14 protein-coding genes are annotated in these 11,274 nt (G+C 45.3%); 11 read left to right on the plus strand and 3 right to left on the minus strand.

Annotated features, from left to right (window positions below; translation table 11 throughout):
- Nucleotides 1–8 precede the first annotated feature (8 nt).
- Genes ASU00_RS03300 through ASU00_RS03310 form a run of 3 tightly spaced genes read left to right on the plus strand, consistent with a single transcriptional unit; the run spans nt 9 to nt 2,126 of the window.
- Nucleotides 9–953, plus strand: coding sequence for a nucleoside recognition domain-containing protein (locus tag ASU00_RS03300; protein WP_057912013.1), 945 nt, complete (start codon nt 9–11; stop codon nt 951–953).
- A complete protein-coding gene (ppaX, locus tag ASU00_RS03305; protein WP_057912014.1) occupies nt 943–1,611 on the plus strand; it encodes a pyrophosphatase PpaX in 669 nt (222 codons plus the stop codon). The genes ASU00_RS03300 and ppaX overlap by 11 nt, the downstream gene beginning before the upstream one ends.
- Nucleotides 1,608–2,126 carry an acyltransferase gene (locus ASU00_RS03310; protein ID WP_057912015.1) on the plus strand — a complete coding sequence of 173 codons (519 nt, stop codon included), beginning with the start codon at nt 1,608–1,610 and terminating at the stop codon, nt 2,124–2,126. The genes ppaX and ASU00_RS03310 overlap by 4 nt, the downstream gene beginning before the upstream one ends.
- A gap of 38 nt (nt 2,127–2,164) precedes the next feature.
- On the opposite strand, the gene ASU00_RS25290 is transcribed toward ASU00_RS03310, so the two are convergent.
- The 3 genes from ASU00_RS25290 to ASU00_RS03320 form a co-directional block, all read right to left on the minus strand.
- Complete coding sequence (locus tag ASU00_RS25290; RefSeq protein WP_161809684.1) at nt 2,165–2,308, minus strand: hypothetical protein; 144 nt, start codon at nt 2,306–2,308, stop codon at nt 2,165–2,167.
- A 77-nt stretch (nt 2,309–2,385) separates the two neighbouring features.
- Nucleotides 2,386–3,036: a class D sortase gene (locus ASU00_RS03315; protein WP_082630129.1), complete on the minus strand. Its 651-nt coding sequence runs from the start codon at nt 3,034–3,036 to the stop codon at nt 2,386–2,388.
- 1 nt (nt 3,037) lies between these two features.
- Complete coding sequence (locus ASU00_RS03320; protein ID WP_161809685.1) at nt 3,038–4,105, minus strand: processed acidic surface protein; 1,068 nt, start codon at nt 4,103–4,105, stop codon at nt 3,038–3,040.
- A gap of 422 nt (nt 4,106–4,527) precedes the next feature.
- Here ASU00_RS03320 and ASU00_RS03325 point away from each other — a divergent pair, with 422 nt between their 5' ends.
- From ASU00_RS03325 to hisIE, 8 genes are all read left to right on the plus strand, one after another.
- Nucleotides 4,528–5,712, plus strand: coding sequence for an ATP phosphoribosyltransferase regulatory subunit (locus ASU00_RS03325; RefSeq protein ID WP_057912018.1), 1,185 nt, complete (start codon nt 4,528–4,530; stop codon nt 5,710–5,712).
- Nucleotides 5,705–6,334: an ATP phosphoribosyltransferase gene (hisG, locus tag ASU00_RS03330; protein WP_057912019.1), complete on the plus strand. Its 630-nt coding sequence runs from the start codon at nt 5,705–5,707 to the stop codon at nt 6,332–6,334. The genes ASU00_RS03325 and hisG overlap by 8 nt, the downstream gene beginning before the upstream one ends.
- A gap of 26 nt (nt 6,335–6,360) precedes the next feature.
- On the plus strand, nt 6,361–7,641 hold the full coding sequence (gene hisD / locus ASU00_RS03335; RefSeq protein ID WP_057912020.1) for a histidinol dehydrogenase: 1,281 nt from the start codon (nt 6,361–6,363) through the stop codon (nt 7,639–7,641).
- Nucleotides 7,642–7,715: 74 nt separating this feature from the next.
- Nucleotides 7,716–8,303, plus strand: coding sequence for an imidazoleglycerol-phosphate dehydratase HisB (hisB, locus tag ASU00_RS03340; protein WP_057912021.1), 588 nt, complete (start codon nt 7,716–7,718; stop codon nt 8,301–8,303).
- Nucleotides 8,304–8,936 carry an imidazole glycerol phosphate synthase subunit HisH gene (gene hisH / locus ASU00_RS03345; protein WP_057912022.1) on the plus strand — a complete coding sequence of 211 codons (633 nt, stop codon included), beginning with the start codon at nt 8,304–8,306 and terminating at the stop codon, nt 8,934–8,936.
- Nucleotides 8,933–9,667 (plus strand): 1-(5-phosphoribosyl)-5-[(5-phosphoribosylamino)methylideneamino]imidazole-4-carboxamide isomerase, encoded by a 735-nt coding sequence (gene hisA / locus ASU00_RS03350; protein ID WP_057912023.1) that lies wholly within the window; start codon nt 8,933–8,935, stop codon nt 9,665–9,667. The genes hisH and hisA overlap by 4 nt, the downstream gene beginning before the upstream one ends.
- Nucleotides 9,668–10,426, plus strand: a complete 759-nt coding sequence (gene hisF, locus ASU00_RS03355; RefSeq protein ID WP_057912024.1) for an imidazole glycerol phosphate synthase subunit HisF — start codon at nt 9,668–9,670, stop codon at nt 10,424–10,426.
- Nucleotides 10,423–11,070 carry a bifunctional phosphoribosyl-AMP cyclohydrolase/phosphoribosyl-ATP diphosphatase HisIE gene (gene hisIE / locus ASU00_RS03360; RefSeq protein ID WP_057912025.1) on the plus strand — a complete coding sequence of 216 codons (648 nt, stop codon included), beginning with the start codon at nt 10,423–10,425 and terminating at the stop codon, nt 11,068–11,070. Before hisF ends, hisIE begins: the two co-directional genes overlap by 4 nt.
- Nucleotides 11,071–11,274 lie beyond the last annotated feature (204 nt).

The following is an 11,274-nucleotide window of genomic DNA, read 5'->3' on the forward strand; positions in this document are numbered from 1 at the left end:
GGACACTCGTGTTAGGGAATTCAGTTAAAAAGGGACTTCTTTCTGGCCTGAATACAACCTGGTCGTTGGGTAAAGTGATATTTCCGGTCACGCTGATCGTAACCGTGCTTCAATATACGCCTGTATTGCCGTGGATCATTGATTTGATAGCGCCTTTGATGAATCTCATCGGTCTTCCGGGCGATGCGGCAATACCGCTCGTGTTAGGGAATTTCCTGAACCTTTACGCAGCGATTGCCGGCATTTTGACACTTGATCTGACCGTAAAGGAAGTATTCATCATCGCGATGATGCTTTCATTTTCACATAATTTATTGATTGAATCAGGCGTGGCCATGAAAACCGGAGTCAAGCTATGGATCATTCTGACTGTACGGATTGGGCTGGCGCTCTTATCGGCGTTCGTCATTAATCTTGTTTGGCATGGTGGGTCCGAAATGGCTCAAGGTATGGCCATCGGGGAAACTGCCGAGGTTAATGGAATGAGCGCAATCCTTATGCACGGAATCGTTCAGGCCCTTTCCGGCATCGCCCAGCTTGCAGTCATCGTTATCCCGCTGATGGTAGTGGTTCAAATCATGAAGGATTTAAAATGGCTCGAAGCCTTCTCGAGAGCACTTGCTCCGTTCATGAAAGTGCTCGGGATGAAGCAGAATGCTTCCATGCCCTTCGTGACAGGGCTTACCCTCGGCTTGGCATATGGGGCCGGCGTAATGATTCAAGCAGCTAAAGAAGACAATGTCTCCAAGAAGGATATGACAATTGCCTTCATCTTTTTGGTGGCCTGTCATGCAGTCGTTGAAGACACACTAATTTTTATCCCACTGGGCATACCGGTCTTGCCGTTGTTACTTATTCGGTTGCTCACTGCCATCGTTTTAACGATGGTCGTTGCGTATATTTGGAATCGGTCTGACAGTGTACAGAGAAAGGAAGCTGTTTATGAGCAGTAGCATAAATACACTATTATTCGATCTTGATGGCACACTGATCAATACAAATGAGTTGATCATTGCTTCTTTTACAGAAACGTTAAACCACTTTTGTCCCGGTCAGTTCAAGCGGGAGGATATCATTCCATTTATCGGACCGACCTTGACCGATACTTTTTCGTCAATTGACCCATCGCGGGTGAAGGAAATGATCGCTTTCTATCGCGAGCATAATTGGAAAAACCATGATGCCCTTGTGACACAATTTGACGGGGTATTTGAAACCGTTCAAACGCTTAAGCAGGCCGGCTTTAAAATGGCAGTCGTTACGACGAAGAAACGCGATGTCGTCGAAAAAGGACTGCGTCTAAGCAATCTTGAACAGTTTTTTGAAGTCGTCGTCACGCTCGATGATGTGGAAAACGCAAAGCCTGATCCGGAGCCTTTAATAAAGGCGCTTCATCAGCTCGGTTCAAATCCTGACGAAGCGATCATGATTGGCGACAGCTACCATGATATTCTTGGTGGGCAGAATGCAGGTACAAAAACGGCAGGGGTTGCATGGTCGCTTAAAGGCCGTGAATTTTTGGAGAGTTATCATCCGGACCATATGCTTGATAAAATGGCCGATTTATTAAATGTCGTCGAAAATGAAAACCTTATAGAGGCCAAAAGATGAGACGCACGACCCGCCATCCCGTTGAAGGGGCAAATTCATTATGGCATGTGTACAAGACGGTTCCTTTCTGGAAAGTGGTAAAGAACTTTATCGTGATCCAGTTAGCCCGCTATACACCATTTCTTGGCATGAAGAATTGGCTTTACAGAACTTTTTTGCATATGAAGGTCGGTAAGAATACTTCGTTTGCCTTGATGGTCATGCCGGATGTAATGTTTCCGGAAAAAATATCTGTGGGGATGAATACCGTCATTGGTTACAATACGACGATTCTTGCCCATGAATATTTGATTAAGGAATATCGTTTAGGCGATGTGATTATTGGAGATGAAGTGTTGATTGGGGCTAATTCGACCATTCTTCCGGGCCTTACCATTGGAGATGGAGCGATCGTCTCAGCGGGAACCCTTGTCCATAAGGACGTCCCAGGGGGAGCATTCGTCGGAGGAAATCCAATGAAGGTCATCTATACGAAAGAGGAAATGCTTAAGCGGGATCAGCAAACTTCAATATGAAAAAGAAGGACTTGTCCATTTATGTGGCAGGTCCTTTTTTAATGGCAGTTTGGGTACAGTGAGGCCAGTTCATGCTTTAAGTGATCAATGATCTCGTCGATTGATATATTCTCCTTGTTTACTGTTGCTTCATAAGTATCCTTCAAAATTCGGAAAAACCTTTCCTGTGCATGTTTATCCATATTGAACTTGCCCCTTTCTATATAATGGATGAATTGAACAGGGGCTGAAAAAAATTCAGCCCCTTATTTCATTCATCTCATTCGGTTTTCAATAAATCTGCAACCAATACATATCTTTCTGGTGCACTACCAATATATGAAAATGGATAGCAGGTTGTAACTGTAAGAGTGGCTTTAGGCTTGGGAACGATTACGGTACGGTCATCTGCATCGACGATCCGGACCTTCCTTACTTTATAAGTAAACGTACCAGCTGCCGTTTTGGTAATCAGCAAGTCTCCTTGACCGACTTTGCCCAGCTCTTTGAAAATGGTATCCCGATGACCGGATAAAACGGAATTATCGTCTTCGCCGGGCAGAACCGACCCTGCATAATGGCCGACACCCTTTTCGAGTTCATCTTCATCCGTGCCATGGTAAATTGGGAGCGTCGCCTTAATTTTTGGAATGTAAAGCTCTCCCATCAAATCACCCGCTTCCGGGCGTTGCTCATATAGCTCGTGATCAGTGGGGACAGTAGCCTTTTTCTCCGGTTTTGAGGGCTTAGCCGTCGTCGTAGCCTGTGCTGTCATCACCGTTGGTTCAGGCTTATTCCACTTATATATGGCATAGCCCTTCAGCAGTGTATAGGTATTTGTCGTTGTAAAATAAAAACCGAGGATCAAAAAGCAAGCGGCAGTGACAAGTAACCATTTTTTCTTTTGCTTGGATTGCCTATTTTCATTCATCTTAATTTGTAAGTCTCGCTTTTCTGATTAATGCGAATGCAGTGATCATCATCGCTAAACCGATCAACGATCCCAATAGGTAATTACCAGCCGTCTTAGGCATCAATCCACCTTTTTCCGTTTTATGTATCGGTCTTTTCTTATCTTTTTTTACATCAGCTTTTGTTTTTACGTCAGCCACTTTAGAAATGACCTTCGTGGACTGTTTCATGTCATTCCCGGTTTCCTTCACTAAATCGGAACCGATCATTTCACCTGTCAGGATGAAATCGAGCAATAGATTGCCTTTTAAATCATATATGGAAACTAGTAAACTGGCATTCGTCAAATCCTTAAGCTTGAATAAAGCTTCAAGTGATAGATTAGTAGTGACACCATCCTGGATTAGAGCAAACTTGAATTGAACTTGCAGCAGGTTTTGCAGATCATTGTATATGGACAGCAACTCGGCTACTTGTGCTGCTGACAATTGATCAATGGTTTCAAAATCAGCCAGTTTGTCCATCCGATCGGAAAGCGCCATTAAGCGATCCTCAAAAGTCGGATCCTCGACAAGAGGCATAAGGTGTTTCATGAATCTTTCAAGCTCCTCGTCCGTAAGTCCGATTTCAGTAAAAAGCCCAGCCATTAAATCTTGCAATTCTTCATCGTTAAATTCCAACTCTTCATCTTCATAACCCATTTCTAGGTCTATAATATCTTCAATATCATATATGAAATGGAAGGTATCAATGATGGATTCTCCTTTTTCCAATTCACCATAATCTATTAATAATTCTGTCAGTTCAGCTTCTGTCATATCATAATCTTTCAGTAACTGCTTTAACGTCTCAGGAGTGACTGTAGGTCCCAATGTATCGCGTAACTCATCAACCGACTCCATATCATTTAAGGTTAAGTCATAATAGGCTAAGTAATCTTCCATTTCTTTTTGTGTCATTCTAACTTCTGCCAAGTATCCATTAAGCTCAGCCTGGTCAATCTTCGTTGCAGCAAAGCCTTTGGCTCCGATCGAACCTACCGAAAAAAGAACGATAAGCGCTACAAAAAACGAAAAAACTCTCTTCAATTTCATTTCCCCCCAACAATTTCTAGTAAATCCAAACTCCTACCCATTATAAAACAGCTATACCAATAGGTATACAATAATAACAATGATTGGCTGGAAATGAGAGGATGGGTATGGGTCAAAAGTAATGGTTTTCTCTTGTCTATGTAATGACCTTTGGGGGGCGGTTGAGGAACGGAAGCTTTTTCTTGACGGAAGGTGTGGTCAACGGTAAACTATTAATAACTTCACCTTATTACCATATTAGCGAACTAAAGCAATTTGTAAGATTATTGCGATTATTTGTAGGAATATGTTATTCTTTTTACTACAATTTTTTTATGGGAAGGATAAAAATCAGAGACAATGAATGATTGGTTCTAGTCAATGAGTGAGAACCGATTGAATAGATGGTTACTACTATTTTTAAAGGATGTGCAATCGTGACAAAGCCGTTTATGTTTGAGAAACCGTTAGGCATGAGAGATACATTGCCTGTACTGTATGAAACGAAAGTATCGGCCAGAAATAAAATGAGTGATGAAATCAAGAAGTGGGGTTATCAATTTATTGAAACTCCTGCTTTGGAATATTATGAAACGATTGGCGAGGCCTCCGCCATTTTAGATCAGCAGCTGTTTAAACTTCTTGATTCCGAAGGGCATACGCTCGTATTGCGTCCTGATATGACAGCACCCATTGCCCGGGTTGCGGCATCGAAGCTGTTAAAGCAGCAAATTCCGCTGCGCCTGGCCTATTCAGCGAATGTATATCGGGCCCAGCAGCGTGAAGGCGGCAGGCCAGCAGAATTCGAACAGATTGGCATTGAGTGCATCGGCAATAAATCGATAAGTGCAGACGCTGAAATGATTGCGCTGCTTGCCGATGTTTTGAAGGCTGCGGGTCTACAGCAATTCAAGATATCCATTGGCCATATCGGCTTTTTGCAGGAATTCTTCTTAAGCATACTTGGGACGGAGGAAAGGGCTTCTATATTAAGGAAGTTTCTATATGAAAAGAATTATGTCGGTTTCCGGGAGCATGTAAAATCGCTGCCGCTATCATCCATTGATAAAAAGCGGCTCATTGAATTTACATCTTTAAGAGGAAGTGAGGGCACCTTGGAAAAGGCGCTAGCGCTCGTTGAAAATAATAAAGGGCAAGAATCCTTGTCAGAGCTGAAGGAACTATCCGTTCAGTTGCAGGAATTTGGCGTAGGGAAATATGTGAGCTTCGATTTAACATTGGTCAGTCACATGAGCTATTATACGGGAACGTTATTTGAAGTGTATGCAGGACAGGTCGGTTCACCAATCGGAAATGGCGGCCGATACGATAATCTGCTTGAAAAGTTCGGCTGGGATGCATCTGCTACAGGTTTTGCAATTCGTGTCGATCGTCTTGCCGAAGCTCTGGGAGAGCCAATACAGCCTGTCGCGCCTGAATGTATTTTATTCAGTCCTGAACGGCGCTTGGAAGCGATCGAATATGCAACCATAAAACGCTCAGAAGGAAAACGGGTAACGATTCAGGATATTACCGTCGTCCAAAATGTCGATGCTTTTACCAGAACCTTTTCAGAGGTGCACTTATTTGTAGGGAACGGAGGGAATGGCAAAGATGAATAATAGCTTTTTGACGATTGCGATGCCGAAAGGGCGAATATTTGAAGAAGCGGCAGCGCTATTAAGAACGGCAGGTTTTCGTCTGCCTCCCGAATTTGATGATTCCCGGAAACTGATCCTTGAAGTGGAAGAGGAAAACCTGCGTTTCATACTGGCCAAGCCGATGGATGTCGTAACTTATGTCGAACACGGTGTCGCTGATATTGGCATAGCCGGTAAGGATGTGATGATGGAGGAAGACCGTGATGTATATGAGTTGCTTGATTTGAAAATCAGTTCCTGCTATTTAGCCGTGGCAGGCTTGCCTGGTACGAAAATAAGTGACATCGCCCCTAAGGTAGCCAGTAAATATCCGAATGTGGCTTCAGGTTACTTCCGCGAGCAGGGAGAGCAAGTCGAAATTATTAAGCTGAATGGTTCAATAGAGCTTGCACCATTGATTGGCTTGGCAGAACGAATCGTGGATATCGTTTCAACCGGCCAGACCTTAAAGGAAAATGGACTCGTTGAATATGCGAAAATTGCCGACGTTACTTCGAGGCTGGTGGCGAATCCTGTCAGCTATCGAATCAAAGAAGCAAGAATAACGGAAATTGTCGATAGATTGGCAGAAATCATTGAATAGGAAGTAATTGTAAATGAGGTGAGCATATGAAAATTGAACGGTTTGCAGAAGGAATTTCATTGAAACGATCCGTTGACGCAGGTACTGCCGATCAACGAAAAGCGGTTCAGGATATTATCCATGCTGTCAGGAAAAGTGGGGATTCCGCTTTACTTAATTATACCGAACGCTTTGATGGAGTCAGGCTTGAGGAATTTCTTGTATCGGAACGGGAAATGGAAGAAGCGATAGCGTCCTTAACGGCTGAACAGCTTGATATCATTCAAGAGGCTGCCGATAATATTGAATTGTTTCACGAGAAACAAATTAGAAATTCATGGTTTACGACGGATGATACGGGAACGATGCTAGGACAAAAATTGACACCTCTTGATGCGGTTGGAGTGTATGTACCAGGAGGAACGGCTGCATATCCTTCGTCTGTGCTGATGAATACTATGCCTGCCAAGGCTGCGGGGGTGGAACGAATCGTTATGGTATCCCCTCCAGGCAAAGATGGTAAATTATCACCAGCGGTTCTAGCAGCTGCAAAGATCGCCGGTGTGAAGGAAATCTATAAAGTCGGAGGGGCTCAGGCCATTGCCGCACTAGCGTACGGGACGGAAACAATAAACAAGGTCGACAAAATCGTCGGTCCAGGGAATATTTACGTTGCGCTGGCGAAGCGGGAGGTATTCGGTGACGTGGCGATCGATATGATTGCTGGACCAAGTGAAATTGCCGTGTTGGCCGACGAGTCAGCTTTAGCCGCAGAGGTTGCCGCCGACTTGCTATCACAGGCAGAACATGATGCACGTGCTTGCAGTGTCTTGGTGACGACGTCAACGTCACTTGCTGAAGAAGTGGCACAAGAAGTGGCCAAACAGGTGGAGTTGCTTCCCCGCCGTGATATTGCTGCAGCATCGATGAAGGATTACGGAAGGGTCGTCGTATGCGGGAATATGACGGAAGCGATCGAAGCCGTCAATGAACTTGCACCCGAGCATTTAGAAATCATGACCAATGATGCACTTGAAGTGATGGCCAAAATCCGGCATGCCGGGGCAATTTTCATTGGCCGCTACAGTTCGGAGCCTGTTGGGGATTACTTCGCTGGTCCCAATCATGTGCTGCCAACAAACGGAACGGCCCGGTTCTCAAGCCCGCTGAATGTGGATGATTTTCAAAAGAAATCGAGCATCATCATGTATAGTGAAACGGCCTTCCGGAAAAATGCAGAAAAAATCGCTGCATTTGCTCGCATGGAGGGACTTGAGGGTCACGCCCGTGCCATTGAATCACGCGGCGTGAATGAACTCGGAAAATAATGCTGGCTTCTTTACGGAAAATTGCAATTTACAGCTTTGGAAACGGGGACATACCCCGATGAGGAGGATTTATGATGGAACGTTTTGCTAGCGTGGAGCGAAAGACGAATGAAACGGATATCAGCTTGAAGTTTGGTGTGGATGGGGAAGGTAATTCCTCTATCAAGACGGGCGTCCCATTCATGACACATATGCTTGATTTGTTCACGAAACATGGAAAATTCGATTTATCCGTCGATGCAAAAGGAGATACGGAGGTCGATGATCATCATACAACTGAAGATATTGGCATTTGCCTAGGTCAGACGTTATTGGAGGCGCTTGGAGACAAGCGTGGGATTAAACGGTATGGAAATGCTTTCGTACCAATGGATGAAGCACTCGCGCAGGTTGTCATCGACTTAAGTAATCGGCCGCATCTGGAGTTCCGGGCCGAGTTTCCTTCCCAAAAGGTCGGTACGTTCGATACGGAACTGGTGCATGAATTTCTTTGGAAATTCGCTCTTGAGGCAAGGATGAACTTACATGTAGTCGTTCATTACGGGCACAACACACATCATATGATCGAAGCAATATTCAAAGCGATGGGACGTGCGTTGGATGAGGCGACGACGATCGATCCACGGGTCAAAGGCATTCCTTCTACGAAAGGAATGTTGTAAATGATCGGAATCGTCGATTACGGCATGGGGAATTTGTTTTCCGTAAGCAAAGGGTTGGAGCGCCTTGGTGCCGAGTCATTCATTTCCGATGACCCAAAAGAGCTTTCAAAGTCAACTGGAATCATTCTTCCCGGCGTTGGATCTTTCCGGGATGCGATGAGTCTTTTGGAAAAACAAGGGCTGGATGATTTCCTGAAGGAATATGTAGCAGGCGGGGGTTATCTGTTAGGCATTTGCCTTGGCATGCAGCTTCTCTTTGATGAAAGCGAGGAAAATGGGCCGGCGCAAGGATTGTCACTCATCCCGGGTAAAATCGTCCGGTTCAAGGGTGAGGATGTGAGTGGCAAAGGGTATAAAGTACCGCACATGGGTTGGAATCGTATTGAATTCAAACAAACATCACCAGTGACTGAGGGACTGGAGGCAGAGCATGTTTATTTCGTCCATTCCTATTTTGCCGATACGGGAGACGCGTATATCATGGCTAGTGCAACGTACGATGTCGAAGTCCCGGCAATCGTAGCGAAGGGGAATGTATTTGGCATGCAGTTCCATCCGGAAAAAAGCGGGCAGTTGGGCATGTCACTCTTAAGGAATTACTTGTCATTAGTGGAAGGGAAGGAAAAAGCATGAGCAACTTTACGATATACCCGGCGATTGATATGCGCGGAGGCAAATGCGTCCGCTTGATCCAGGGAGATTATAATCAGGAAACCATTTATGGCGATTCCCCCTTCGATATGGCTAAAGGGTTTGCAGACCAGGGAGCCGAGTGGATACATATGGTAGACCTTGATGGGGCTAAAGAGGGAGTCCGCATCAATGATTCATACGTGATTAAGGCAGCAAAAGAGTTAGGAGCCCGCATCCAAATCGGCGGTGGCATCCGGACGGAACAAGATATCGCTCATTACCTGGATAATGGGGTGGAGCGTGTGATCCTAGGAAGTACAGCCGTTTCAGATCCGGCTTTCACTAAAGACATGATCAGGAAATACGGTAAGCATATCGCAATTGGGATCGATGCGAAGGACGGCAAGGTTGCGACTCATGGTTGGCTTCAAACGTCCGGAACGCTTGCAATAGAGCTAGGGAAATTATTGGCGGATGCTGGTGCAGAGACGTTTATCGTTACGGACATCGCCACAGATGGCATGCTTTTGGGTCCAAATGTGAAAGGGATCTTGGCTATGGCGGCGGCAACAGGGAAAAACGTGATCGCCTCGGGCGGCATAAGTTCATTGGAAGATATCATGACGCTTAAAGAGCATGAAGCGGAAGGGATTGCAGGGGCAATCATCGGCAAGGCACTATATACGAATCGCTTTACCGTAGCAGAAGTGCTGGAAAAGGTGCGTGGTTAAATGCTCACTAAACGAATAATTCCTTGTCTTGATGTAAAAGATGGTCGCGTAGTTAAAGGCATACAATTTGTGTCTCTTAGGGATGCTGGTGATCCGGTCGAGCTTGCAACATTTTACGACCAAGAAGGTGCCGACGAGCTTGTCTTTCTCGATATTTCCGCTTCACATGAAGGCAGGGAAACGATTGTCGACGTCGTTCAAGCGGTAGCGGGCAGCTTGGCCATCCCGTTCACCGTTGGCGGCGGCATTAATTCCCTTGCGGATATGAAGAAGATATTACGTGCAGGTGCAGATAAAGTATCCTTGAATACAGCAGCCGTTCTCCGGCCGGAATTAATTAATGAAGGCTCGAATTACTTTGGTGCCCAATGCATCGTAGTCGCCATTGACGCGCGATATGATGAAGAGCTAGGATCATGGCGCGTATATACCCACGGCGGCAGAAAACCGACTGAGTGGGAAGTGATCGATTGGGCGAAGGAAGCCGTCAGCCGCGGTGCCGGAGAAATTTTATTGACGAGTATGGATTGTGATGGGGAAAAACAGGGGTTCAATATCGCTTTAACAAAGGCGGTTTCAGAAGCTGTTTCCGTGCCGGTCATTGCCTCAGGCGGTGCCGGTAACGCCGAGCATTTTCAGGAAGCCTTCGAAGAAGGTAAAGCCGATGCAGCTTTAGCTGCTTCGATCTTTCATTATAAAGAAACATCGGTCAAAGAAGTCAAAGCGTTTCTCAAACAACAAGGAGTGGTTGTACGATGAATCTTGAAACTATTAAATACGATGAAAAAGGCTTAATCCCGGCAATTGTCCAAGACGCACGCAGCAAAGAAGTGCTGACGCTTGCTTACATGAATGCAGAATCGTTAAAAATGTCGATTGAAAAAGGTGAAACGGTTTTCTTCAGCCGCTCGCGCAATGAAATATGGCATAAAGGGGCAACCAGCGGAAATACACAAAAAATCATCGAAATTAAGTATGACTGCGATCAAGATGCATTGGTCGTTGCAGTCGTACCAGCAGGTCCCGCTTGCCATACTGGGGCAACCAGCTGTTTTAGCGAATCGATTTTTCATAGCAGGGAAGCGGTGGAAACGAATGTGACGTTCCTAACGGAATTGGAGCAATTGATAGCAAGAAGGAAAGCGGAAATGCCTGAAGGATCATACACAACTTACTTGTTCGATAAGGGTGTTGATAAAATCCTGAAAAAAGTCGGGGAAGAAGCGGCAGAAGTGATCATTGCCGCAAAAAACCGCGACGCCGAGGAATTGTCGATGGAAAGTGCCGATCTCCTTTATCACTTATTCGTCCTTCTCCAGGAGCAGGAATTGCCTTTCCAAGCGGTGCTTGATGTATTGAAGGCCAGACACTCCGAAAGTGACGAGCCTAAAGAAACTGAATGAAAAGTTGATTGCCCTCCTACACAAGGAGGGCTTCTTTATATCACCCTTGGATAAGGGATTCCAACGGAAAAAGTCATGGTCAAAGTAGAATCCCTTTGATATGTGGGTATTGGAGTATATATTGTATTGACAGAGAGTGAAATGGAACGGAAGGTGCGAGACTCCAGCGGGAATTGTGTGTCTACTTGAACCCCCGCAGGCGTA

Origin of the sequence: Peribacillus muralis (assembly GCF_001439925.1) — a bacterium.
GTDB lineage: Bacteria > Bacillota > Bacilli > Bacillales > DSM-1321 > Peribacillus > Peribacillus muralis.